Here is a 24,886-nt window from a genome sequence, read left to right as displayed (position 1 = left end):
AAAAACGCCGGCCATGTCCACCAGGGTCCCATGCCAGCGCCGTCACCGCCCGGCCCGGACCGCGACGGCCTGGACTTGGCGGACACGCTAGCCTTCGGCCGCCTGATCGCTTCCGACCGAGTCCGGATCGGTGACCGCCTCGCCTTCATCACGCAGAAGCTGCTCGGCGATCAGACCCGCATTCTGCCGCAATGCCAGTTCGATCCGGCCCGCCACCTCGGGATTGTCGCGCAGGAATGCCTTGGCATTCTCCCGACCTTGGCCCAGCCTCTGACTGTCATGGGAGAACCACGAGCCGGACTTTTCGACAATGCCCGCCTTGACCCCGAGATCGATCAGCTCACCGGTCTTGGATACCCCCTCGCCATACATGATGTCGAACAGCACCTCCTTGAAGGGGGGCGAAAGCTTGTTCTTGACCACCTTGACCCGCGTCTGATTGCCAACCACCTCGTCGCGATCCTTGACCGCGCCGATCCGGCGGATGTCCAGCCGTACCGACGCGTAAAACTTCAGCGCATTGCCACCCGTCGTCGTCTCCGGCGACCCGAACATCACGCCGATCTTCATCCGAATCTGGTTGATGAAGATCACCATCGTGTTCGAGCGCGCGATCGATGCGGTCAACTTGCGCAGCGCCTGGCTCATCAGCCGCGCCTGCAGACCCGGCAGCGAATCGCCCATCTCGCCTTCGATCTCCGCCCGCGGCGTCAGCGCCGCCACCGAATCGATCACGATCACATCGCAGGCGCCCGAACGCACCAGCGTATCGGCGATCTCCAGCGACTGTTCGCCCGTATCGGGCTGCGAAATCAGCAGATCCTCCAGATTGACGCCCAGCTTGCGCGCATAGATCGGATCGAGCGCGTGCTCGGCGTCGATGAAGGCGCAAATGCCGCCCTCCTTCTGCGCTTCGGCCACGGTGTGCAACGCCATGGTCGTCTTGCCCGAACTCTCAGGCCCGTAGATCTCGATGATCCGTCCCTTGGGCAGACCACCCACACCAAGGGCGATATCCAGACCCAGCGAGCCGGTCGAAACGGTCTCGATCTCGACGACCTGTTCATTGACGCCCAGGCGCATGATCGAGCCCTTGCCGAAGGACCGCTCGATCTGCGCGAGCGCCGCATCCAATGCCTTTGACTTGTCCACCGATTTGCCCTCAACCAGACGCAGATTGTTCTGAGCCATCGACCCCACCCTTATGTTAATGCGCATGGCAGCGCAAATGAAACGATAAAAAGCATTTGTACCATAAATGTTCTCATCTCGCAAGACCAACAAACCATTGATTTTACCTTGCTTTCGTTTTTTGTTCGTATTATGTTTTGCACCGGTGGCGACGTGCTGCGCCGCTGCGGGCGGCACGCCGTGGACCTGATCGCGAAGGTGCATTGATGGCGGCGCTCGTCGGCATCGGGGCGGCCCATATCGACCGGATCGGCCGGCTTGAGGGAACGTTCGTGCCCGCAACGTCCCAGCCAGGCACGGTGCGCGAGAGCGTCGGCGGCTGCATGGCCAATGTGTTGCGCGTTGCCTGCGCCTTGAATGCCTGTTCGGTCGGGCTGGTATCGGCGCGCGGCGGCGACCTGGCCGGGCGGCTCGTTGCCGAGGCGATGGCCGATGCCGGCATCGACGATCATAGCGCGGTGTTCGTGGACCGGGCGACGCCGAGCTACACGGCGATCCTCGATGCGCAGGGCGAAGTCATCGTCGCCCTGGCCGACATGGCGCTCTACGAGAACGGGCTTGCGCGGCATGTGCGGCGCAGCGATGTGCGCGCACTGGTTGGCGCGGCGGACCGGCTCGTCGTCGACGCCAATCTGCCCGCGACGGCGATCGGCACCTTGCTGGACGCGCCCGGACGTCCGCCCGCGGTCGGCTTGACCGTCTCTCCGGCCAAGGCCGGGCGGCTGCGCGGGCGACTGTCCGGCCTTGCACTGGTGGTCATGAACCGGCGCGAGCTTGCCGCGCTGACCGGCGCGGAGACGCGCCAGAACGGACCGATATCGCTGGCGCAGATGGCCGCGCTGCACCGGTCCGGCGCCCGCCGCGCCGTCGTCACCGACGGGCCGCGCGGCGCTGTCGTGCTCGAGGACGACCGATGCTGGCGGGTGCCGACGACGGACCAAGCCCGGGTGCGCGACGTGACGGGCGCCGGCGACGCGCTGGCCGGGGCCGTGCTGGCGCACTGGCCCGAGACCGATCTCGTCGCGGCGGTGCGCATCGGGCACGCGGCCGCGGCGGTGAGCATCGGACATGACGGACCGTTCGCGCCGCAACTCGCGCGCGCCGACCTTGCCGCCCTGGCCGGCAGCCTGCCCGAGCCCGAGCGCCTTGGGTCGGTATGACGATGGCCCGCGCCACCTGGCGGGGCACGCACCGGGCGCATGGCCACCTTCGCGCAGGCGCAGGGCGGCCGGCCGGCGCGTGCGATGCCATCGCCGGACCATGACGGCTTGCAACACGGCCCGTTTGCGGCCAGACGGTCCCGGCCGGCCGGCGTGCCGCATCGGCACCCCGATGCCCGGGCACGGCCATGGCGCGCAAGGCGAAGGTCGCCCAGGCCGGCCAGGGCCGCCTCGTGGCTGTTGGATCGGCGCGGCGCGGACCGGGGCGGCAGGGCGGCCGCACCGGCCCAGGCGCAAGGGCGTGTGTCGCAGCGAGGGATCGGGCGGAGAACGGAGGCGATGAGAAACGGACTTCAATATGCGCCGAACGTGCGTGCCGCGCTGGACGAGCGGCGGCCCGTCGTGGCCCTTGAATCGACCATCATCACCCATGGCATGCCCCATCCGGACAATCTGGCGATGCTCGCGCGGGCCGAAGCCGCCGTACGCGCGGCCGGTTCGGTGCCGGCCACCATCGCCGTCGTCGGCGGCGCCATCCATGTCGGCCTCGACGAGCCGACCACGCAGGCGCTCGCCGGACACGGCGGTCATGCCAAGCTGTCGCGCGCCGATCTCGCCTTTGCCTGCGCGCAGGGGCTCACCGGCGGCACCACGGTCGCCGCCACCATGATGGTCGCCCATGCCGCCGGGATCGCCGTGTTCGCCACCGGCGGCATTGGCGGTGTGCATCGCGGCGCCGAAACAAGCTTCGATGTCTCCGCCGACCTCGACGAACTGGCGCGCACGCCGGTTGCGGTCGTCTCGTCCGGCGCCAAGGCGATCCTCGATCTGCCCAAGACCTTCGAGGCGCTGGAGACGCGCGGCGTGCCCGTCATCGCCGTGGGTCAGGACGAACTGCCCGCCTTCTGGTCGCGCCACACCGGCCTGCCCGCCCCGCTGCGGCTGGACGATCCGGCCGCGATCGCGCGCTTCTTGCACATGCGCAACGCCCTGCCGCGCTTCGGCCATGGCGGCGTCCTGATCGCCAATCCCGTGCCGCCTGCCGACGAGATCCCGCGTGAGCAGATGGCCGCCCATGTCCGAAGGGCGCAGGCCGAGGCCGATGAAGCCGGCATTGTCGGCAAGGATGTCACGCCCTTCCTGCTCGGCCGCATCGTCGAACTGACCGGCGGCCGCAGCCTTGCCACCAACATCGCCCTGGTCGAGAACAATGCCCGGCTCGCCGGGGAGATCGCCGCGTCGCTGGCGAACATGCGGTCCACCGAAGCCTAGCCCGCGTCCGGCGGCAGCCGTGCCCGGTTGCGATGGCGCGGCTGTCCGGGCTCGAATGCCCGGCTTGCGTTCCGGTCGCACCATGCGGCATGATCGGCCTCACCCACGCCAACCCGAAGACGCACGATGCAGCACCTGTCTGCCTTCGCCCTGTTCGCCGCGCTCGACCCCGAGCAGGACCGGCGCTATTCGGCGCAGTGCTCGATCGCCGATTTCGACGAGAACGAGCTGATCCTCGACTTCGAGGACGAGACGCACGACTTCTTCGCCATCGTCAGCGGGCAGATCCGGGTCATCCTGCGCATCGCCACCGGCCGCGAGATGATCCTGGGCGAGATCGGCGAAGGCTCGTTCTTCGGCGAACTGGCCGCGATCGACGGCAGCAGCCGCTCGGCCAACATCACCGCGCTGTTCAGAACGCGGCTGCTGCGTGTGCCGCAGACCGTGTTCATCGATATCCTGCGCGAAAATCCCGAGGTCGCGCTTACGCTGATGCGGTTCATGTCCCAGCGCATTCGCGGGCTCAACACGCGCCTTGCCGAGCATTCGTTCCTGGCGGCGAAATACCGGCTCTATGCCGAACTGATCCGCCTGTCGCGGCCGCGCAAGGGCCATGACGGCCAGCGCGCCGTGTCGCCGCCCCCGGTCCAGCAGGACCTGGCCGAGCGCATCGGCTGCCGGCGCGAGGTCGTCAGCCGCGAAATCGCCAGGCTCGAACGCGAAGGCATCATCGAGCGCACGCGCGGCGCGATCATCCTGGCCCGGATGGGCGAACTCAATCGCCGCCTCACCGAAGGCTGGGACCACGGCAGCAAATAGCCGGTCAGTTCAGATAGGTCAGCGGGTCGACCGGGGTTGCGTCCTTGCGCACCTCGAAATGCAGTTGCGGCTGGCGCGCATTGCCGCTCATGCCCGACGCGCCGATCGTCTGGCCGCGCTGCACGGTGTCCCCGCGCGCCGCGCTCATCTCCGACAGATGGCCGTAGACCGTCACCACGCCGTCGCTGTGGCGCACCAGCACCGTCTTGCCGAACTCCTTGAGCCCGTCGCCGGCATAGATGACCACGCCGTTCTCGGCCGCCTTGACCGGGGTTCCCTTGGGCACCGAGATGTCGATGCCGTCATTGGGTCGCCCGCCGGCATTGCTGCCGAAACCGGCGATTATGCGCCCGCGTGCCGGCCAGCGCATGCTGGAAACGCCCGTTGCGGCCGGCGCGCTCGCGGTGCTGCTCTGGTCGATCGCGGTGACCGAGCGTGCATTGGACAGCGACTGCGGCCGGGTGTCGACCCGCTGGACGCTGCTGGTGACGACGGGATCGACATTGGCAGCGGCGACCTCGGTCGCCGGGGCCGGCCCGCCATCAAGACCCGGAATGATCAGGCTCTGGCCGATGCGCACCATGTCGCCGTTCAGCCCGTTGGTGCGCTTGATGGCCTCGATGCTGGCGCCGGTCCGGCGCGAGATCGCCGACAGCGTGTCGCCGGCGGCCACCGTGTAGCGGCCGCCCTTCAGACCGGAGGTCGCCGATGCGGCCGCCGCGGTCTGCGCCGGCGGGTTCGGCGCTTCGCTCGCCATGGCGATCTGCGGGCGCAGGCGTGGCACCGGCGCCCGCTTCAGGTCGAATTCGGTGCGCCCGCCCACGCTGGCCCGCGCCGAGCGCACGCCGGCATTGGCATCGGGCGCCGACACCGGCACGGAGCGGTCATAGACGTAGGTCGGGATCAGGATGCGCTGGCCCGCCTGCACCGAACGCGCATCCGACAGCCCGTTGACGCGCATGATCGCGTCGACCGGCACGCCGTAGCGCTTGGTCAGGTTGTAGATCGTCTCGCCCTGGCGCAGCGTGACATAGGTGCCGCCGGTGCCGGTCCACCCCGCTTCGCCGCCCGATGCGCTTGCGGGCTGCGCGGGCGGGTCTGCCGGTGCGGCGAGCGCCACCTGCTGCGGTTCGGCCGCCGCTGGCGGCGCCGACACGGTGCGCACGGCCGGCGCCTGGGCAACGGGCTCGGACCGGCTCGGCGCAGGCGCCGCCGCCGTCGCCGTCGCCTCGGCCTGGCGCGCCGCCGGCCGCGGCGCCGCCATGGGCTGGCGCGTGACAGCCGCCGGTGCGGCCGCTGCGCTGGCCGGCCGGATCGAACCGGTCGTCGACGGGTCGATGCCGCCCGAGCGGGCCAGTGTCTGGCGATGGGTCTGGCCCGACTGGGCGGACGCGGTGCGCGGACCCGGATAGGGCGTCTGCACGGCCTGGGGCGGACGCACCGGCACCGCTTCGGTGTAGAAGCTGTCGGTGAACCGCTCGATATTGCCCGCGCAGCCGGTCGCCAGCGTGCCCAGCACGAGGACCGAGGCCGTCTGCAGGAGTTTTGCCGGACGCCGGGAGGAAGCACCAATCAGACGCATTACTTGCCCTGCCCTTGTTCGAATGCAGGACGATTAAAGCGCGTTAGTGTTACTCGACGGTTAAGCCTTGTGCGGCAAGCAGGAATCGCCCCCGCGCGTCCGCCTCACAGCGCCTCGGGCAAGCCCGCCACGACCAACTGCGCGCGCACCGTTCCGATGTCCTCGCGCTCATAGCGGCTGCCGACCTTGGTCAGCCGCACCAGCACCTGCCGCTCGTCCGCCTCGCCGATGGCGCAGATCAGCTTGCCGCCCGAAACCAGCAGTTCGGTGAAGCCGCGCGGCACCGATGTCAGTGCCGGCCAGACCACGATGCGGTCGAACGGCCCCTCGTCGCTGCCGGCGAGCCCGTCGCCATGGCTGACAATGACATTGTCGATCTTCAGCGCGCGCAGCCGCGCCTGCGCCGCCGCCCTGAGCCGCCGGAACCGCTCGATCGAATAGACCCGCCGCGTCAGCTTGCCCATCACCGCGGCGGTGTATCCCGAACCGGTGCCGATCTCGAGCACGCGCTGGTTTTCGTCGAGCGCCAGTTCGGCCAGCACGCGCGCCTGATGGTCCAGCCCCTCGATCGTCTCGCCGCAATCGATCGGGATCATGCGCGAGGACCACACCGCATCGTGAAATTGCGGGTCGGCGAATTCGCGCCGCGGCACCGCCTCGATCGCCTTCAGCAGCGCCTTGTCGTCGATGCCGGCCGCGCGCATGCGCAGAAGAAACGCCGCAAGGCTCTCGCGATCGACCGCCGCCGGCCCGGTATCTGTCGCGTGTGCCGTGGTCAACCGAGCGTCGCCTCCAGCGTGCCGATCACGTCGTGCGCGGTCAAATCGAGCTTGAGCGGGGTTACCGAGATGCGCCCCTGGCGCAAGACGGCGACGTCCGACGTGCCCTTGGCCTCGACGGGCGAACGGCCGAAGCGCATCCAGAAATAGGGAAAGCCGCGCCCATCGCGCCGTTCTTCCATGAACAGCCCGTGCAACAGCTTGCCCTGCTGCGTGATGCTCACCCCCGCCACCTCCTCGGCCGGGCAGTTGGGGAAATTGACGTTCAGGAACGTGCCCTCGGGCAGGTCGAGCGCGACCAGCTTTTCAAGCAGCGCCGGCGCGTGCCTTTCGGCCACCGACCAGGGCACGAAGCGCCGATTGTCGTTGAAATTGTAGGCCTGGCTGAGCGCGATCGAGCGGATGCCCAGAAGCGTGCCCTCCATGGCGCCGGCCACCGTGCCCGAATAGGTGATGTCGTCGGCGATGTTCTGGCCCGAATTGACGCCCGACAGGACCAGATCCGGCTTTTCGGGCATGACATGGGTCACCGCCATGATCACGCAGTCCGTCGGCGTGCCGCGCAGGGCGAAATGGCGCTCGTCGATCTCGCGCAGCCGCAGCGGATCGTTGAGCGTCAGCGAATGGGCAAGGCCGGACTGGTCGGTCTCGGGCGCGACCACCCAGATGTCGTCGGACAGCGACCGCGCGATGGTCTCCAGCACCGCCAGGCCCTCGGCATGGATGCCGTCGTCATTGGTGATCAGAATGCGCATTGCGTGTCCTGGCTTGCGAGAAATGCGAAAACGGCGACGCGCCGGCGGTGCAGTCCGGCCATCAGCCGCCCGCCCCGATCACGTCGGTACCGCCCATATAGGGCCTGAGTGCTTCGGGAACGGCGATCGAGCCGTCCGCCTGCTGATAGGTCTCCATGACCGCGATCAGCGCCCGGCCCATGGCGACGCCCGACCCGTTGAGCGTGTGCACGAACTCGGTGCCCTTGCCCCCGTCGGGCCGGTAGCGCGCATTCATGCGCCGCGCCTGGAAATCGCCGCACACCGAACACGAGGAGATCTCGCGATAGGCCCCCTGCCCCGGCAGCCACACCTCCAGATCGTACGTCTTGCGCGCCGAAAAGCCCATATCGCCGGTCGACAGCACCATGGTGCGGAAGTGAAGGCCCAGCCGCTCGAGCACGCGCTCGGCGCAGCCGGTCATCCTGTCGAGCTCGACCAGCGAGGACTGCGCATCGGTGATCGAGACCAGTTCGACCTTGTAGAACTGGTGCTGGCGCAGATAGCCGCGCGTGTCGCGGCCGGCCGAACCCGCCTCGGACCGGAAGCACGGCGTCAGCGCGGTGTAGCGGCGCGGCAGATAGTCGTGGTCGATGATCGTCTCGCGGACGATGTTGGTCAGCGGCACTTCGGCGGTGGGGATGAGCCAGAGGCGTTCATGTTTTGGAATCAGTACCTCGTCGTCGAGCAGTTGATTGATCCGGTCATGAATCGGCTCTTCAAACTCTTGTAGTCCTTCCGCAGCCGTTTCGCGACTAACGTCGTCAAAGACCGCAAATGCGGCTTTTGCTATGCGCTCCTTATCCGTTAAGCTTCGCGCAGTTGGAAACAAATCCTCTTCAAACTTCGGCAGTTGCGCGGTTCCGAACAGCGCATCGTCGCGCACCAGAAGCGGCGGGTTGACCTCGGTGTAGCCGTGCTCGGTGGTGTGCATGTCGAGCATGAACTGGCCGAGCGCGCGTTCGAGCCGCGCCAGCCCGCCCGAGACGACCGCAAACCGCGCGCCCGACATCTTCGCCGCGGTCTCGAAATCCATCTGGCCGAGCGCTTCGCCCAGCTCGAAATGCTCCTTCGGCTCGAAGTCGAAGCTGCGCTTCTCCCCGCTCCGGCGGACCTCGACATTGGCGCCCTCGTCCGCGCCGACGGGCACGTCCTCGAGCGGGATGTTGGGCACCCGCGCCAGCGCGTCGCGCAGCCGCGCGTCCAGATCGCGCTCGGTGTCCTCTGCGGTCGACAGGAACTGCTTGAGGTCGGCGACCTCGGCCTTGAGCGCCTCGGCCTTTTCGGTCTCGCCCGAAGCCATCGCCGCCCCGATTTCCTTGGACGCCGCGTTGCGGCGCGCCTGCGCGTCCTGCACGCGGGCCACATGGGCGCGCCGCTCCTCGTCGAGCGCGACCAGCGATGCCGATTGCGGCGCCGCGCCGCGCTTGTTCAGCGCATCGTCGAGTGCCTCGGGATTGTCCCTGATCCAGCGAATGTCGAGCATGGGATTCGGTCCTGACCTTGACCGGGCGTGCATTGCGGAAAGCGCGCGCAAGGTCAAGACGGGGCGTCCGGTTTGGCAGTCTGGCCCCGCCCCTTACCCCTCCCCAGCGAGCGTGGGAGGAGACATCGGTCCCTCGCGCCCGTGAAGAAGCCCGAGCCGGGCACCAGCGCAGCAGCAGGTGCGCCGGTGCATAGGCCTTCCCTCCCACGTCGGCAGGGGCGGAATGCAGGGTGGAGGTTTCCCAGCGCCTGAGAATGGGAGGATGGAATGCGCGCTTCAGCCGGCACCGATGATAGCGGGCACGCCCTGACGGACGAAGCCAGGCCGGGCGTCCTTACGGCCCGGCCGTCTTGGCGGGATCGGGTGTGTCGTCCGGCCCTTCGTCGACCGCCTCGTCATCCTCGTCCTCCTCGTCGTCATATTCCGAGGGCGGCGGCTGGAAACGACGCGCCAGGAAGATCGACAACTCGAACAGCAGGATCGTCGGGATCGCCAGGCCGAGCTGCGTCATCGGATCGGGCGGGGTCAGGATCGCCGCGGCCACGAAGGCGATGACGATCGCATATTTGCGCTTGGACGCCAGTCCCTCGGGCGTGACCAGCCCGGCGCGCGACATCAGCGTCAGCGCCACCGGCAACTGGAAGACGAGGCCGAAGGCGATGATCAGCGTCATGATCAGCGACAGGTATTCGGACACCCGCGGCAGATGCTGGATCGAGGCCAGCCCTTCCCCGCCCGTCTGCTCGAGCGACAGGAAGAACCACATCGCCATCGGGATGATCATGAAATAGACCAGCGCCGCCCCGATCAGGAACAGGACCGGCGTGGCGACCAGGAAAGGCAGAAAGGCGCCGCGCTCGTTCGAATAAAGCCCCGGCGCGATGAACAGATAGAGCTGCGTGGCGATCAGCGGGAAAGCGAGCACGAGACCGCCAAAGGCACCGATCTTGATCTGGGTGAAGAAGAATTCCTGCGGCGCGGTGTAGATGAACTGCACGTCGTCTTCGGTCATGCCGTGCCATTCGACCGCCCACTGAAACGGCACGACCAGCGCGTTGAAGATCGACGTTGCGAAGGCGAATGACAGGATGAACCCGGCCAGAAAGCCGCCCACGCACCAGATCAGGCGCCGCCGCAGTTCGGTCAGATGCTCGATCAGCGGGGCGGCCGTGGCCTCCATCTGCGCTTCTTCGTCGACCCGGCTCATCGATCAACCGCCATCATTGCCGCCGGTCGCAGCGCCCGACGACTTGCGCGCGGTGCGCCCGGAGGACTTGCGCGCCGCGCCGCCCGCCGTCTTGCCGGTCCCCTTGGACGCGGTCCTCGATGCGGCCGGTTTGGCGGACCGTTTGGCCGCCGTCGCGCCATTGGCGCCGCCCGTGCCTTTCGATGCGCCGCCGGACCCCGATTTTGCCGTGCCGGCGGTGCGCGCCGGGGCCTTGCCCGACGAGGCGCCCGAGGACGACGTCGGGGACCCTCGCTGGTCGGATTTTGAATACGCCCCGGATGCGGCCGCCTTGCCGGCCGGGGCCTTGCCCTCGCTGGCCTTGCTTCGGGCCGGCGCGGCCTTTTTCGCGGTCCGGCCGGCGCCGGCCTGCGCCGACTTGGCTTGCCCGGACTTGGCTTGCCCGGACTTGGCTTGCCCGGACTTGGCTTGCCCGGACTTAGCCTGGGCGGATTTGGTCTGCCCGGACTTGGCCTGGGTGGACTTGCCCTGCTCCGATTTGGCCTGCGCCGGCTTCGCCTTGGCGTCGCCGGCTTTCGCCGCCGCACCCGTCCTGCCCGACGCCGTCCGCCCCTTGTCGCTCTTGGCCTGGGCGGCGCGCGCCTTCGAGCCTGCCTCGTCGAGCCCCATCTCGGGGGCGCTCTTGGGCAGCATGGGCTGGTCGTGCTTTCCGATGGCTTTCCTGAGATCGGAGTCGATCTCCTTGCCGGCCTCGGCAAGCGGGTTGAGCGCGTCGCGGATCTGGCTGCGCGGGTCGAGCGAGCGCACGTCATCGGCCAGCTTGCGCACCTCGTCCAGCTCGGCTTCCTTGAGCGCGTCGTCGAACTGCTTGCGGAAATCGCCGGCCATGCGCCGCACGCTGGTCATCGTCTTGCCGAACCCGCGCAACACGCGCGGCAGATCCTTCGGTCCGATCACCACGATCAGCACGACGGAAATGACCAGAAGCTCGGTCCAGCCAAAATCAGGCAGCATCGATCAAGAACCCAGCGCGCCTCTCCGGCGCATCACGCAAAGGGTCGTGCCGTCAGCTCTTGTTGACGGCGTCCTTTGCAGGTTTCACCGGCTCTTCGGCCTTGTGTTCAACGGTCTTGGTCACCGTGTCGGAATGTTCGTCGTCTTCCTCGGACTCGTCCTTCATGCCCGTGCGGAAGTTGCGGATGCCCTTGGCCACATCGCCCATCAATTCGGGGATCTTGCCGCGCCCGAACAAGAGCAGCACGATGACCAGAACAATGATCCATTGCCAGATGCTGAACGCGCCCATGGAAACTGTCTCCTCGCTCTATCGTGCTCTCACTTAAGCGCTTTCGCCCTCGCTTTCAAACAGCAATATGTCGCCGGGGCGCACCGAAATCGCGACGTCGCGCGCCCCGCGATCGAGTTCGTCGGCCCGCACCCGCGCCCGCACCGGCGCCGACGCGCCCTCCACGGCGAGCCAGAGCTGCTCGGACACGCCCAGGAACCGCCGCGCCGTGATCCGGCCCAAAATGGCGCCGGGCGGCGGCGTGCCGCCGCGATACTGCGTCACCTCGATGCCCGCATTGCGCACCGCGACCGTCACCGGCGCCCCGGATTCGAACCGGCCCGCATCGAATGCGCCCAGCGGCGTCGGCGCGCGCCCGCCGGCGACACGCGTCCTGAAGATGTTGAGCTCGGAGAAGAAGCCGGCGACGAACAGGCTCGCCGGATCGTGATAGATCTGTTCGGCCGTACCCGCCTGCACGATCCGGCCGCGATCGAGCAGCGCGATCCGGTCGCCAAGGCGCATCGCCTCCTCGGCGTCATGGGTGACGACGATGGTCGTCGCGCGCGTCTCGCGCAGGATCGCCAGCGTCTCGGCCCGGATGGAATCCTTGAGCCGCGTGTCGAGCCCGGAAAACGGCTCGTCCATCAGGATGACGGAGGGTCGCGGCGCCAGCGCACGGGCCAGCGCCACGCGCTGCTGCTCGCCGCCCGACAGCACGTCCGGATAGGACCGGGCATGGTGCGACAGCCCGACACGGTCGATCGCCGCACTGGCCTCGCCCTCGGCGACATTGGACGCCATCGACTTCAGACCGAAGCGCACATTCTGTGCCACCGTCATGTGCGGAAACAGCGCGAAATCCTGGAACATCAGCCCGACCGAGCGCTTTTCGGGCGGCAGGAACGTGGCCGGCCCGGCGATCTCGCGGCCATTCATCAGCACGCGGCCCGATGTCTGCGGCTCGAGCCCGGCCGCAACGCGCAACAGCGATGTCTTGCCCGAGCCCGACGGGCCCAGAAGGCACAGGATCTCGCCAGGCGCCACCGTCAGCGAGATGCCCTTGAGCGTGTGCACCGGGCCGTAATGCAGATGAATGCCCTCAAAGGCCAGTTCCGCAGCAAAGGTAACCCCCGTGCGCGCGGTCTTCTGGGCAGGCGCTGAAGCCATGAAGTGATTGATCCCGCTGGTCGTTGACACGCACCATATAGGCCTTGACCGCCGGCGGCGCCATCGGCGGTGCTTTTGGCCTCAGTCGCCGCCGCCCGGTGTCAGAAGGCCGAGCTCTTCCAGATCGATATCCTCGAGCGCATCCTCGTCCTCGGTCAGCCCGTCGGGATCGGCGCTGGGCGCGGGCATGGCAAAGCTTGCCGGCAATTGAGATGACAAAAGCCCCGCCGCCTTCAATTCGTCCATGCCCGGCAGGTCGCGCACCTCCGACAGGCCGAAATGGTCGAGAAACGCCAGCGTCGTGCCATAGGTCACCGGCCGCCCCGGCGTCTTGCGGCGCCCGCGCATCTTCACCCAGCCGGTCTCGAGCAACACGTCGAGCGTGCCCTTGGATGTCTCGACGCCGCGAATGTCCTCCATCTCGGCGCGCGTTACCGGCTGGTGATAGGCGATGATCGCCAGCACCTCGAGCGCGGCGCGCGACAATTTGCGCGTCTGCACCTGTTCGCGCGTCATCAGGAAGGAAAGGTCGGCGGCGGTGCGGAAGGCCCAGGCATTGTCGATGCGAACCAGGTTCACCCCGCGCCTTTCATAGTGCTTTTGCAGTTCCTCCATCACCGCGCATACATCGAGCCCGTCGGGCAGGCGCACGGCCAGCGCCTTCTCGCTGACCGGTTCGGCCGAGGCGAAAACCAGCGCCTCGGCCATGCGCATGGCTTCGCCGATGGCAAGGCGCCTGGCCGGATTGTCCGCAAGGCGCGCCGCACCGGCGGACGCCTGGCCCGTGAAGGCTTCGCCGAGCACCTGGTTCAGCCGCTCGATGCCCATCGCGTCGCCGCTCGTGTCGTTTTCGTCGGTCAATTCGCCTCCGTCGCCCGCTCCGGGCCGTCCGCGTCAGTCCTGTCGCGCAGCATGACCGGGCCGAAAGCCCGGTCCTGGCGCATATCGATCGTTCCTTCGCGCACCATTTCCAGACTGGCGGCAAAACCGCTGGCCAGCGCCGTGACCCGCTCGCGCGGCGTGGGAACATAGGCCAGAATGAACGCATCCATCGGCGTCCAGTCGGCCATGGTGCCGACGAGCCGCGTGAGGATGGCCCGCGCATCGGTCAGCGACCAGACATTGCGCCGCTGCATGCGCACCTGGCTGTGCACGGTGCGCTGACGCCCGGCGCCATACGCCGCGAGCAGGTCGTACAGCGTGGCCTCGAAGGACGATCTGCGTTCGACGACCACCGTTTCGGGCATGCCGCGCGCGAAGATGTCGCGGCCCAGCCGGTTGCCGTTGACCAGTTTGGCGGCCGCCTCGCGCATTGCTTCGAGCCGCCGCAGCCGGAAGCGCAAAATGGCCGCCATCTCCTCGCCGGTCGGCTCCTCGGCATCCTTGGGCCTGGGGATCAGGAGGCGCGATTTCAGATAGGCGAGCCACGCCGCCATGACGAGGTAGTCGGCGGCCAGTTCGATCCTCAGCGCGCGGGCACCCTCGACGAAGGCGAGATATTGCCGGGCGAGTTCGAGCACCGAGATGCGGGTCAGGTCGACCTTCTGGTCGCGCGCCAGATGCAGCAGTAGGTCGAGCGGGCCCTCGAACCCCTCGACATCGACCACCAGCGCCGGCTCGGCGGTGCGCCGTTCGGGCCGGTCGTCCTGCCACATCGCCTCCATCGGCGCCGGCGCGCCGGCGGCCGGTCCGCCGCCATCGCTGCCCTTGTGCGGCTGCGCCATTGCCTGTGCTCTCCTTGTCATGGCCCCTACGCCGCCGCCACCAGCGCATCGAACCGTGCGCGTGCCTCCTCGATCGCACGATCGACCTGCGCCATCGGCTTTCCGGCCAGATGCGCCAGAGCCCGTTCGGCGCGCGCGGCGCTCTCGCCCGCAAGCGGCGGCGTTGCCTCGGCCACCGGTTTCATCTCTTCCATCAAGCCATTGCAATGTAGGGCGATATCGCAGCCCGCCGATAGCGTTGCGCGGGCACGCGTCGCGAAATCCCCAGAAAGTGCATGCATGGACAGGTCATCGCTCATCAAGAGGCCCTCGAAACCGATCCGCCCGCGAATGATCTCGCCGATCACGCGCGCGGACGTCGTCGCCGGATTGTCCGCATCGACGGCGCGGTAGACAATATGCGCCGTCATCGCCATCGGCAGATGGCCGAGCCGGCGGAACGGCTCGAAATCGACGCCGTCGAGATCGTCGAACGGCGCATCGACCACCGGCAGCGCCTTGTGGCTGTCGACCATCGACCGTCCATGGCCGGGTATGTGCTTCATCACCGGCAGCACGCCGCCCTCGATCAGGCCCTCGGCCAGCGCCCCGCCGATCGCGGCAACGCTGTCGGCATCATGGCCATAGGCCCTCGTGCCGATCACGTCATTGGCGCCGGGCACCGGCACATCGAGCACCGGCAGGCAGTCGACATTGATGCCGAGCGGGGCAAGGTCCGATGCGAGCAGCCGGCCCATCAGCCTTGCCGCGTCGAGACCCGCCTCGCCATCGCGGGCATAGACCGCCCCGAGCGTCGCACCGGCAGGATAGTCCGGGGCGATCGGCGCACGGATGCGCTGCACGCGCCCGCCCTCCTGGTCGATCAGAACCGGCGCGTCCGGCCGGCCCACCAGGTCGCGGAACCGCGCGGTGAGATCGGCGATCTCGCCGGCCTGGCCGATATTGCGGGCAAACAGGATCAGCCCCCAGGGCCGCTGGTCGGCATAGAGCGCCGCCTCCTCGCGCGTGAGGCGCGTGCCGGCGCAGCCAAGGATCATCGCCTTTGATTCGCTCATGGCTCACCTTATGCGCAACCGGGCCGGACGCAAAAACGGGCGGCGCCGTCCGCGTGCCGCCCGCTCGATGCGTGGTCCGGCGCGCCGGTCAGCGCGCCACGAAGCAGTTGCCGCCCGAAGCCTTGATCCGCTCGCACAGCGCCGCCGCGTCCTGCCGGCCGTCCGCGGCCACGCGCACGCGGTAGAACGTGCCGCGCCCTTCGATCTCGGCGCGCTGGATCGTCAGCCCGCGCCCGGCGATCAGCCCGCCATAGCGCTGCGACAGCCGCGTTGCCGTGTCCCGCGCATCGGCCTCCGAGGGCAGCGCCGCGAGTTGGACGGTGAAGCCCGACGAGCCGGAACTCGTCGTCACGGCCGGCGCCGAGGCAACCTCGCGCTCGGCCGGCTGCGAGGGCTGGGCCGGCGGATTGGCCGGCCGCTCGCGCGCCACCGGAAGCTGTTCGGCGTCCCGTGCCGCCGGCGCACCATCCGTGCCCGAGGGCTCGGCCGTCGTTGCCGCTGTCTGCGTCTCGCCGGCATCGCTGTCACCGCCGGCGGCCGGTGCGGTGTCGCCGAAGCGCTCTGCGATGGCCGCCGTGCCCGTGTCCGAGGTGCCCGTGCCTGCCGCCGCATCCGAGCCGCCATTGCCGGCATCGGAATCGCCGGCAACGGTGGTTTCGACGACGCGCGGAGGCGTCTCGCCGCTCTGGCCCGATGTCGCCGGCTCGGCGGCCGCGACCTGCGTCGGTTCGGGTTCGGCCGGCGCCGGCCGCTCCTCGAGCGTGCCGTCGGGCCGCACGATCAGCGTGCGCACGCGGCGCGGCGTGATCGTTTCGATCTCGCCCGCGGTGGCGGTGGTCTCGGAGCCGCCTTCCGTCAGCCGGTCTTCGGCCTTTTCGCCGGCGGCCGAATCGCCGGTGCCCGAATTGCCCGTTCCCAAGGCCGCGGGCAGCCCGTCGCTCGGAGCGGTGGCGATGTCGACCGGTTCTTCGGCGGTGGTCACCAGCGCTTCCTGCGCCGGAGCACCCGAGCCGTCGTCGAACACCGCGCGATCCTGATTGGGCACGGTCTGCCCGCCCGGATCGTCGGGCACGACCTTGACCGGATCGTCGTCGGCCTCGACCAGCACCGGGCCGGCGGTCAGCGTGTCTTCGCCGCCCGTCAACAGCACCATCGCGCCGATGCCGCCAAGCGCGACAATGCCGACCACGCCACCTATGACAAGACCGCGCCAGGATGAGCGCTCGCGCTCGCCATAATCGGCCTCGACCGGATCGTCGAATTCGTCGTCGCCGAAGAACTGATCGCCCTGCCGCTCGCGGCTGGCTTCCAGATCGTGGCCGACGAACTCCATGTCGCGGGCCAGTTCGGCCTCGAAATTGCTTTCGTCGAACGGTTCGCCGGTGCCGTCGGCCCTGGCCTCGCGCGCCGTTGCGGCGCCCACACCGGCCGCCGCCGCGCCGCCCGCAATGGCTGCCGCCGGCGCGCTGCGCTCGTCCGCGCCGTGATCGTCGTCGGCGGCCTCATCGGCCTGCATCTCGGGCACGGCCACACCGCCGCCATCGCTCGCCTCGTAGGCGCTCATGTCCACCATGTCGAGCGCCGGAGCATCGGGCATGGCAGGCGCGGACGCTGGCGCGCCGCGCTGGTCGGGCGGCACCATTGCCGGCTCGGCCCGGGCGCGGTCCTCATGGTCCTCGGTCAGACCGAAAACCGCGTCGAGTTCGGCGAACGAGGCATCGAAGTCCGAATCCATGCCGGCCGGCTGCCGCATGTCGCCGCCGCCAACCGGCTCGTCCTGCGGGTCGGCCATTCCCATGATGGCGCTCAGTTCGGCGACCGGATCGGTTTCCTCGCCCGCGCTCTGGCCCGGCGCACCGTCGGCCGGCGCGGTCGGCATCTCGTCGGCCCGAGCCGCCGGCGCAGGCGCGGGCTCGTGTTCGGCAAAGCGGTCCTCGCCGCGGGCCGGCGCAGCGTCCTCGCCCGTCCCGGCCGGGCGCAAGGGCTCGGCCAGGGCATCGAAGGCCTCATGGCCATCAAGCTCGGCGTCGAAGACCTCGCGGAACACGCTCTCCAGGTCCTCGTCTTCGAGCCCGGGCTCTGCTGGCGCTGCCGACGGGGCAACACCGTGCTGCGGATGGGACTGCGCCGAATCGGGCTCGGCAGGCGTCGGATCGGCTCGTCCCGGCGCCGCCGATCGTGCCGCGTCGGGCATATGCGGTACCGCCGGTTCGGACTGGCCCAGATAGGCATCGAAGGAATCCAGCCCCGGGGCCGGCTCGGACCCGTCCTGCGGGGTCGCGACCGCAGCGGGCTGCGCCGGTTCGAGATCGCTGTGCGCGATCAGCATGGCGGCGAGTTCGTCCTCCAGCGCATCGGCCGGGTCGGACGCGGCCGGTGGCGCCGCGCCGGTTTCGCCATGGGGCGGGAATTCGGGCTCGCCGCGCCGTGGCGTCAGGTCTTCGGCGGGCAGTTGGGCGAGCGCGCCATCGCTTGGGGGCTGCCACGCAAACGGCTCGATCCCCGCTTCGGTCACAGCCGCGGGGGCCTCGTCCGCATCGTCCTCGAAATCGGGCAAGGCATCGGAGACATCGCGCGGCGCCGGCGTGCTTTCGGCGACCGGGTGCAGCCGCGCGGCGTCCGGTTCGGGCTCGACGGCGCGTTCCGGCTCGCCGGTGATAGGGCGCTCGTGCGCCGCCGGCCTGTCCGGCGCGGGCGTGTCCGCGACGGGCCGATCGAACCAGCGTTCGCCGGCCGGCCGATGGGCGCCGAAGCGGCCGGCGCCGGCCTCGTCACCGGCCTCGGCCAATGTCGGGGTCGCCCTTGGAAACGTCGCCCTTGGAAACGGTGATGGGGCCGAGGCCGCCTCGCTGCGGCCGCCGGGGTCGGGCTTGTGCGCCAGCGGTGCCGGCAAGACGTCGGGCTGGTGCCGATCGTCATCGCGCTGGCGGCCGGACGCGTCGCTGCGCGGCCACAACGACACCGAACCTTCCGGCCATTGCGAACCGGCGCCACGATCGGCGGCGGTGTGAACGGGCGCTGCCTGTGCCGGCGCGCCATCGTCGTGTCCTGGCGCGGGCTCCAGACCCGGCCGCAGGCTGCCGAGCCCGGCCGAATGGGCCGGCGCCGGCGACCTGGGCGCCGCGCCCGGCGCCTCGCCCTCTGGCGGTTCCGCCGTTAGGGCATTGTCCGATGCCGGCGAGCCATGGTGCTGCCACTGATCGTGACCGTGCCGACCCGCATTGTGGCTCGGCTGCCCGAAGCCTTGCGACGTGTCGGACTGGTCGTCGTCCTCGTCGAAGCCGACAATGCGCGAAAGCTCAAGCAATGGATCATCCCCGGATGTGCCATCATGTCGGTCGGCCGGATCATCGCCGGCCGGCCTCAGTCTGCGGTTGGCTTCTTCGGCCATGATTTTAGTCCTGCACTCTTACGATACGGCCACTGCGTGCCCGCGGGCTTGCTTGTGCCAGTGCAATATGGGCAAAACGTGACTGCCCTGCCGACCCCGCTTTCACCGCATCTGTGTCGGCGCCTCCACGCCAAGTATACCCAGTCCGGACTGCAACACGTTCAGCACGCCACGCACGAGTCCCAGCCGGGCCGAGGTCAATTGTCGATCGTTAACCTTAACAAAGCGTAAGGCGTCATCGGATGTGCCCCGGTTCCAGTGAGCGTGAAATTCGCTCGCAACATCGTGCAGATAATACGCGATTCGGTGCGGTTCACGAGAATTTGCCGCCGCTTCCACAACTTTGGGATACTGCGCCAGCTTACGTACAACCGCGATCTCTTCCGGATGCGTCAGAAGATCGAGCGCGGACAGATCCGCCTCCACCCCGCTGATACTTTCGCGCGCCTGGCGAAAAGCCGAGTGACAACGGGCAGTTGCGTACTGAACATAAAAGACCGGATTGTCCTTCGACTGCTCGGTGACCTTGTCGAAGTCGAAATCCAGCGGCTCCGAGCTCTTGCGGTAGATCATCATGAACCGCACCGCGTCGCGGCCGACCTCGTCGACCACCTCGCGCAGGGTCACGAATTGTCCGCTGCGTTTAGACATTTTGACCGGCTCGCCGCCCTTGAACAGCTTCACCAGCTGGCACAGCAGGATCGTCAGACGCGCACGGTCGTCCGAAACGGCCCGGGCCAGCGCCTCCATGCGCTTGACATAGCCGCCATGGTCGGCGCCGAGCACGAAGATCATCTCGTCGAAGCCGCGCTCGTACTTGTCGACGAAATAGGCCACGTCGGCGGCGAAATAGGTATAGGCCCCGTCCGACTTCACCAGCGGCCGGTCCAGATCGTCGCCCACCTCGGTCGACCGGAACAGCGTCTGCTCGCGATCTTCCCAGTCCTCCGGAACCTGTCCCTTGGGCGGCGGCAGCGTGCCCTTGTAGACATGGCCCTTCATGGTCAGGTCGTTGATCGCCTTGCGGATCTTGCGCGCGCCGTCGGCATGCAGCGTGCGCTCGGAGAAGAAGACGTCGTGATGCACGTTGAGCGCGGCCAGATCGTCGCGGATCATCGCCATCATCGCCTCGATCGCCGCGTCGGTGGCGATCGCCACCGCCTCGCCCTCGGCCATCCGAAGCAAGGCCTCGCCATGCTCGGCGGCGAGCGCTTGGCCCACCGGCTTGAGATAGTCGCCCGGATAGAGTCCTTCGGGGATGGCGCCGATATCCTCGCCCAGCGCCTCGCGATAGCGCAACAGCGCCGAACGGCCGAGCGTTTCGACCTGCGCGCCCGCATCGTTGATGTAGTACTCCTTGGTCACCTCGAAGCCGACGAAGGCGAGCAGATTGGCCAGCGTGTCGCCGACCACCGCGCCGCGGCAATGGCCGACATGCATCGGCCCGGTCGGATTGGCCGAGACGTACTCGACATTGACCTTCGTGCCGGCACCAAGCGCCGCGCGGCCGTAGTCGGCGCCCGCCTCGATGATCTCGGCCAGCCGTGCGCGCCAGAAGCCGTCCGCAAGCCGCAGATTGACAAAGCCCGGCCCGGCCACGGTCGCTTCGCTCACATCGGGGTCGGCGGCCATGGCATCGGCGATGCGCTGGGCGAGCGCGCGCGGATTGTCGCCGACCTTCTTGGCCAGCACCATGGCCGCATTGGTCGCAAGATCGCCATGGTCCGCATCGCGCGGCGGCTCGGTCTTGACCCGCGACAGATCGAGCGGTTCGCCATCGCTCGACGCCAGGCCGAGCGTATCGATGGCAGCACAAATACGGTCGCGAAACACGGCGAAGATGTTCATCACGAAAACCCAAGGAGGAAATGGCGCGGATGCCCGTTCCGCACCCGATGCGGCGGTCGCTAACGCAATTCCGGTGTGCGGTCAAACAGGCGCCGGTGTTCGGCGAGCGCGTAGGTGTCGGTCATGCCGGCAATGTAGTCGGCGACGCGTCTGGCCAGTTGCGCCTCGTCGAGCTGGCCGGGCGTTTCGCCCCAGTCGGCCGCCATCAGTTCCGGCGCGACGACGAACCGGGCGAACAGATCGCGCACCACCTGCTCGGCCCGTGCTCGCACCGCCATGACCTGCTCATGGCGGTACAGATTGTCGAACAGGAACCCCTTCAGACCCTTTTCGCAGCGCGCCATCTCATTGGAAAAGCGCACCAGCGTCTCCCCCGCCCCGTGCACGTCGTCCACCGACGAGGGCGCCAGCCGGCGCAGATTGGCGCGGGTCGTGGCGATGACGTCTTCGACCATCACGGTCATCACCCGCCGGGTCACCTCATGGGCGCGCCTCGCCGGATCGAGCACGCCGTAGCGGTCGTCGACGCGTGCGAGCATGTCGCCCGCCAGCGGCACGCCGGCCAGCATGTCGAAGGTCAACAGCCCGGACCGCAGCCCGTCGTCGATGTCATGGGTGTTGTAGGCGATGTCGTCGGCAATCGCTGCGGCCTGCGCCTCAAGGCTTGCATGCCGGTCGATCTGAAGATCCTGGCGCGCCACATGGTCGGCGATGGCCCGCGGCAAGGCCCGTGCGCCGAACGGCTCGCCCGTGCCGGCATCGACCAGCGGACCGTTATGCTTGACCAGCCCCTCCAGGGTCTCCCAGGTCAGGTTCAGCCCGTCGAATTCCGCATAGCGCTGTTCGAGACGCGTCACCACGCGCAGCGCCTGCGCGTTGTGGTCGAAACCGCCATATTCGCCCATCAGATCGTCGAGCGCATCCTCGCCGGTATGGCCGAACGGCGTATGACCGAAATCGTGCACCAGCGCCACCGCCTCGGCCAGGTCGTCGTCGAGACGGAAGGCGCGGGCCAGCGCCCGCGCGATCTGCGCGACCTCGATCGTGTGCGTCAGCCGGGTGCGATAGTGGTCGCCCTCGTGGCTGAGGAAGACCTGCGTCTTGTGCTTGAGCCGGCGGAAGGCCGTCGAATGGATGATCCTGTCGCGGTCGCGCTGGAAGGCGGTGCGTGTCGGGCTTTCCGGCTCCGGTTTGAGGCGCCCGCGCGAACGTGCCGGATCGCAGGCGAACGCTGCCCGCGCGCCGAACCCGAAGCCGATATCTGCCAGCGTGTCAGCCATTGTCCCGCACCAACGCATATTGACGCGCCGGGCATGCGTCCATACCTTCATTTACGCATTGCGCCTGCGCGCCGCCGCGCGCGGGGACGGAAAAAGGGCCGAAAGACCGATCATGACCGCACACGACCAGACCATGACCGACAAGACCGTGTCGGTGACCGATGCGGCGTTCGCCCGTGTCGCAAGGGTACTTGCGGACGAGCCGGACAAGGACGCGCTGCGCGTCTCCGTCGAGGGCGGCGGCTGCTCGGGCTTTTCCTACAAGTTCGACCTCGTCTCGGGCCGCAACGACGACGATGTCGTGCTCGAAAAGGACGGCGCCACCATTGTCGTCGACGAACTCTCGCTGGTCTATATGGGCGGCTCGGTGATCGATTTCGTCGATGACCTGATCGGGCAGTCCTTCCAGATCAAGAACCCCAACGCCGTGGCGAGCTGCGGCTGCGGCACATCCTTCACGATCTGACCGGCCCCCCGCTTCGAGGGCGCCGTGAAGATCGCGACCTGGAACATCAACGGCATCAAGGCACGGCTCGACACCGTGCTGAGCTGGCTCGAGCAGGCGCGGCCCGATATTGCCTGCCTGCAGGAAATCAAGTCGGTGGACGAGAATTTCCCCCGCGAGGCGTTCGAGGCGCTCGGCTACAATGTCGAGACCCATGGCCAGAAAGGCTTCAACGGCGTTGCCATCCTCTCGCGCCGGCCGATCGACGAGGTCGGCCGCGGCCTGCCCGGCGCCGATGACGACATCCAGGCGCGCTTCATGGAGGCGGTCATCTCCACCGCTGACGGTGCCGTGCGCATCGTCTCGCTCTACCTGCCCAACGGCAATCCGATCGCCAGCGACAAGTTCCCCTACAAGCTTGCCTGGATGGAGCGCCTCGAGGCCTGGGCGCGCGAACGCCTGGCGCTGGAGGAGCCGCTGATCCTTGCCGGCGACTACAACGTCATCCCGATGCCCCAGGACTGTCACGACCCGGCAGCCTGGGAGGGCGATGCGCTCTATCGGCCCGAAAGCCGCGCCGCCTTCCGCCGGCTCGCCAATTGCGGTTTCACCGATGCGCTGCGCGCCTGCGACGAGGCGGCGGGGATCTATACCTTCTGGGATTATCAGGCCGGTGCCTGGCAGAAGAATCACGGCATCCGCATCGACCACCTGATGCTGTCGCCGGAGGCGGCCGACCGGCTGCGTGGCGTTTCCGTCGACAGCCATGTGCGATCCTGGGAGAAGCCGTCGGACCATGTCCCGGTGATCGCGCATATGGCACTTTGACCGCGCTGACCCGGCTGACCCCGCGAAAAGCCTCAAGGTCGGTGACGCCGGCCGCCCTTCGCTGACAGCGGTTCCATCGCCGGGCCGATTGTGCATGCGCCGATTGTGTGGAACAGTTCGGGCGAGGGAGGCTGTGTCATGACGAAACACCTTCTGTTGCTGGCGGCGTTTGCCGCGCCCATTGGGGGCACGGGCCAAGCTTGGGGCGCCGACGGGGTGGTTGCGGAACAGGCGAACCGCCCGATCCCCTGCACCTGCCGGTTCAAGGGACGCGACATCGCGGTCGGCGAGACCATGTGTCTGGACCTGCCGGGCGGCGCGGTGCTGGCGCGCTGCGACAAGGTGCTCAACAACACCGCCTGGAAGACGCTTCAGCAGGGGTGTCCCACCGCCTCGCGCACGATCGCGCCGTCACGTTCACGGGCGGCCGGCTGATCCCGGCGACACGCCATGAGCCTTGCGACAACCATTCACAACGAGCGGATCAAGCTGCTGGCCGGCTACCTGAACGGCCTGGCGATAGCCGTTATTGCCGTCGGCGGACTGGCGCCGATCATCTCAAGCCTCTACGGATCGGCGCAAGCATCCGGCTTTCTGATCTTCGTCAGCGTCTTTTCCCTTCTTGTATCGAGCACGCTGCACTATGTTGGCAGCATGATACTCAAGCGGTTGCGGCAATGACGACGATCGAGATGATATCACTGCTGATCGTGCCGGTCGGCGCGCTTATCATTGCAGGCTGGGCGCTCTATTTCGCCAATCACATGAAATAGCGCAAGCAGGCCAGCGCGCCGGGCGCCCAAGGGGCCAGAAGTCCGGAGCTCCGGATCCGCTTCCGGTGGCCGTCGCTATTGGGCCTTCAGCTCCTCGGCGAGCACCATGGCGGTGCGGCGGTCGGATTCGGTCGCCACGGCGAAGGCCTCTTCCTGGATCTGCCGGATCCAGGCGCGGTCGGCGGGCTCGGCGCGTTCGAGCGCGGCCGTCATCATCGAAAGCCCGCGCACGGACTGCCCGCGTTCGAACAGCATCTGGCCCAGCATCGCCTGGGCGCCGACATGGCCCTTGCCGGCGGCAAGATTGAACCAGCGCGCCGCCTGGCGCGCATCGGACGGCCCGCCCTCGCCCTCAAGGAACATGCGGCCGAGCTCGAACTGCGCATTGGGATCGCCGAAATCGGCCGCCGCCTGCCAGTACAGATTGCGTGCCTGGTCGGGATTGGCCCGCACCGGCGAGCCGGGAATGCCGCGCCTCATATAGTTGGCGATCGAGACCAGCGCATTGGCCACGAAGGTCGATTCCTGCGATCCGGGCGCGGCGCCCTCGCGCACGATGCCCTGGAACAGCTTGAACGCCTCGTAGTCGTTCTCGGCGACGCCATCGCCGGCCGCATACATGTGTGCCAGCTTCCACCGCGCGCCGGCATGGCCGTGCTCGGCCGCATCGCGATAGGCGCGGAACGCCTCGTCCTTGTTGCCGCTCTTGTAGGCCGAAAAGCCGAACTTGAACAGCGACCGCACATTCTGCTGCGGCTCGGCGACGGCGCCCTCCTGCTGATCGAAGGCGAACGCCGGCCCGGCGGCGGGCGCCGCCACGGCCATTGCCAGGCCAAGAG

At 68.2% G+C, this 24,886-nt stretch carries 22 protein-coding genes and 2 pseudogenes; 7 read left to right on the top strand and 17 right to left on the bottom strand.

Annotated elements, in window-relative coordinates; genetic code table 11:
- Window positions 1-87 precede the first annotated feature (87 nt).
- Window positions 88-1,191 (bottom strand): recombinase RecA, encoded by a 1,104-nt coding sequence (gene recA / locus RBB34_RS06340; protein WP_306118395.1) that lies wholly within the window; start codon window positions 1,189-1,191, stop codon window positions 88-90.
- A gap of 206 nt (window positions 1,192-1,397) precedes the next feature.
- On the opposite strand from recA, the gene RBB34_RS06335 reads away from it, so the two are divergent.
- The 3 genes from RBB34_RS06335 (at window position 1,398) to RBB34_RS06325 (ending at window position 4,442) form a co-directional block, all read left to right on the top strand.
- A complete protein-coding gene (locus RBB34_RS06335) occupies window positions 1,398-2,351 on the top strand; it encodes a carbohydrate kinase family protein (RefSeq protein WP_306118351.1) in 954 nt (317 codons plus the stop codon).
- Between the two features lie 339 nt (window positions 2,352-2,690).
- Complete coding sequence (locus RBB34_RS06330) at window positions 2,691-3,623, top strand: pseudouridine-5'-phosphate glycosidase (protein WP_306118350.1); 933 nt, start codon at window positions 2,691-2,693, stop codon at window positions 3,621-3,623.
- A gap of 126 nt (window positions 3,624-3,749) precedes the next feature.
- On the top strand, window positions 3,750-4,442 hold the full coding sequence (locus RBB34_RS06325) for a Crp/Fnr family transcriptional regulator (RefSeq protein WP_306118349.1): 693 nt from the start codon (window positions 3,750-3,752) through the stop codon (window positions 4,440-4,442).
- A gap of 4 nt (window positions 4,443-4,446) precedes the next feature.
- Here the strand turns inward: RBB34_RS06325 and RBB34_RS06320 are convergent, their stop codons facing one another.
- The 15 genes and pseudogenes from RBB34_RS06320 to RBB34_RS06255 form a co-directional block, all read right to left on the bottom strand.
- Window positions 4,447-6,024 carry a peptidoglycan DD-metalloendopeptidase family protein gene (locus RBB34_RS06320; protein WP_306118348.1) on the bottom strand — a complete coding sequence of 526 codons (1,578 nt, stop codon included), beginning with the start codon at window positions 6,022-6,024 and terminating at the stop codon, window positions 4,447-4,449.
- Window positions 6,025-6,128: 104 nt separating this feature from the next.
- Complete coding sequence (locus RBB34_RS06315; protein WP_306118347.1) at window positions 6,129-6,803, bottom strand: protein-L-isoaspartate(D-aspartate) O-methyltransferase; 675 nt, start codon at window positions 6,801-6,803, stop codon at window positions 6,129-6,131.
- The gene (gene surE, locus RBB34_RS06310) at window positions 6,800-7,558 is read right to left on the bottom strand and encodes a 5'/3'-nucleotidase SurE (RefSeq protein WP_306118346.1); all 759 of its coding nucleotides are present in this window, start codon (window positions 7,556-7,558) and stop codon (window positions 6,800-6,802) included. The genes RBB34_RS06315 and surE overlap by 4 nt, the downstream gene beginning before the upstream one ends.
- Before the next feature lie 61 nt (window positions 7,559-7,619).
- A pseudogene (gene serS / locus RBB34_RS19845) lies at window positions 7,620-8,231 on the bottom strand (serine--tRNA ligase); the annotation flags it as partial.
- 171 nt (window positions 8,232-8,402) lie between these two features.
- A pseudogene (locus RBB34_RS19840) lies at window positions 8,403-9,062 on the bottom strand (serine--tRNA ligase); the annotation flags it as partial.
- Window positions 9,063-9,396: 334 nt separating this feature from the next.
- A complete protein-coding gene (tatC, locus tag RBB34_RS06300) occupies window positions 9,397-10,269 on the bottom strand; it encodes a twin-arginine translocase subunit TatC (RefSeq protein WP_346432529.1) in 873 nt (290 codons plus the stop codon).
- 3 nt (window positions 10,270-10,272) lie between these two features.
- A complete protein-coding gene (gene tatB, locus RBB34_RS06295) occupies window positions 10,273-11,262 on the bottom strand; it encodes a Sec-independent protein translocase protein TatB (RefSeq protein WP_306118344.1) in 990 nt (329 codons plus the stop codon).
- 52 nt (window positions 11,263-11,314) lie between these two features.
- Window positions 11,315-11,554 carry a twin-arginine translocase TatA/TatE family subunit gene (locus tag RBB34_RS06290; RefSeq protein WP_306118343.1) on the bottom strand — a complete coding sequence of 80 codons (240 nt, stop codon included), beginning with the start codon at window positions 11,552-11,554 and terminating at the stop codon, window positions 11,315-11,317.
- Between the two features lie 33 nt (window positions 11,555-11,587).
- Window positions 11,588-12,703: an ABC transporter ATP-binding protein gene (locus tag RBB34_RS06285; protein WP_306118342.1), complete on the bottom strand. Its 1,116-nt coding sequence runs from the start codon at window positions 12,701-12,703 to the stop codon at window positions 11,588-11,590.
- 81 nt (window positions 12,704-12,784) lie between these two features.
- Entirely contained in the window at window positions 12,785-13,564 is a 780-nt protein-coding gene (gene scpB / locus RBB34_RS06280) for an SMC-Scp complex subunit ScpB (RefSeq protein ID WP_306118341.1), read from the bottom strand.
- Window positions 13,561-14,427, bottom strand: a complete 867-nt coding sequence (locus tag RBB34_RS06275; RefSeq protein WP_306118340.1) for a ScpA family protein — start codon at window positions 14,425-14,427, stop codon at window positions 13,561-13,563. The genes scpB and RBB34_RS06275 overlap by 4 nt, the downstream gene beginning before the upstream one ends.
- A 26-nt stretch (window positions 14,428-14,453) precedes the next feature.
- A complete protein-coding gene (gene nagZ, locus RBB34_RS06270) occupies window positions 14,454-15,482 on the bottom strand; it encodes a beta-N-acetylhexosaminidase (protein ID WP_306118339.1) in 1,029 nt (342 codons plus the stop codon).
- Window positions 15,483-15,570: 88 nt separating this feature from the next.
- Window positions 15,571-18,789, bottom strand: a complete 3,219-nt coding sequence (locus tag RBB34_RS06265) for an SPOR domain-containing protein (protein ID WP_306118338.1) — start codon at window positions 18,787-18,789, stop codon at window positions 15,571-15,573.
- Window positions 18,790-18,975: 186 nt separating this feature from the next.
- On the bottom strand, window positions 18,976-20,721 hold the full coding sequence (gene argS / locus RBB34_RS06260; RefSeq protein WP_306118337.1) for an arginine--tRNA ligase: 1,746 nt from the start codon (window positions 20,719-20,721) through the stop codon (window positions 18,976-18,978).
- Window positions 20,722-20,780: 59 nt separating this feature from the next.
- Window positions 20,781-22,001, bottom strand: coding sequence for a deoxyguanosinetriphosphate triphosphohydrolase (locus RBB34_RS06255; RefSeq protein WP_306118336.1), 1,221 nt, complete (start codon window positions 21,999-22,001; stop codon window positions 20,781-20,783).
- 112 nt (window positions 22,002-22,113) lie between these two features.
- On the opposite strand from RBB34_RS06255, the gene erpA reads away from it, so the two are divergent.
- From erpA to RBB34_RS06235, 4 genes are all read left to right on the top strand, one after another.
- A complete protein-coding gene (erpA, locus tag RBB34_RS06250; RefSeq protein WP_306118335.1) occupies window positions 22,114-22,467 on the top strand; it encodes an iron-sulfur cluster insertion protein ErpA in 354 nt (117 codons plus the stop codon).
- A 24-nt stretch (window positions 22,468-22,491) separates the two neighbouring features.
- Window positions 22,492-23,274 carry an exodeoxyribonuclease III gene (gene xth / locus RBB34_RS06245; RefSeq protein WP_306118334.1) on the top strand — a complete coding sequence of 261 codons (783 nt, stop codon included), beginning with the start codon at window positions 22,492-22,494 and terminating at the stop codon, window positions 23,272-23,274.
- A 138-nt stretch (window positions 23,275-23,412) separates the two neighbouring features.
- A complete protein-coding gene (locus tag RBB34_RS06240) occupies window positions 23,413-23,709 on the top strand; it encodes a hypothetical protein (RefSeq protein WP_306118333.1) in 297 nt (98 codons plus the stop codon).
- A 15-nt stretch (window positions 23,710-23,724) separates the two neighbouring features.
- A complete protein-coding gene (locus RBB34_RS06235; protein ID WP_306118332.1) occupies window positions 23,725-23,955 on the top strand; it encodes an amino acid transporter in 231 nt (76 codons plus the stop codon).
- A 167-nt stretch (window positions 23,956-24,122) separates the two neighbouring features.
- Here the strand turns inward: RBB34_RS06235 and RBB34_RS06230 are convergent, their stop codons facing one another.
- Window positions 24,123-24,872, bottom strand: a complete 750-nt coding sequence (locus tag RBB34_RS06230; protein WP_306118394.1) for a tetratricopeptide repeat protein — start codon at window positions 24,870-24,872, stop codon at window positions 24,123-24,125.
- Between the last annotated feature and the right edge of the window lie 14 nt (window positions 24,873-24,886).

Source organism: Roseitalea sp. MMSF_3546 (assembly GCF_030732865.1).
Lineage (GTDB): Bacteria > Pseudomonadota > Alphaproteobacteria > Rhizobiales > Rhizobiaceae > Roseitalea.
The sequence above is the reverse complement of the archived record's forward strand: the minus strand, read 5'-3'. Positions and strand labels throughout refer to the sequence as shown.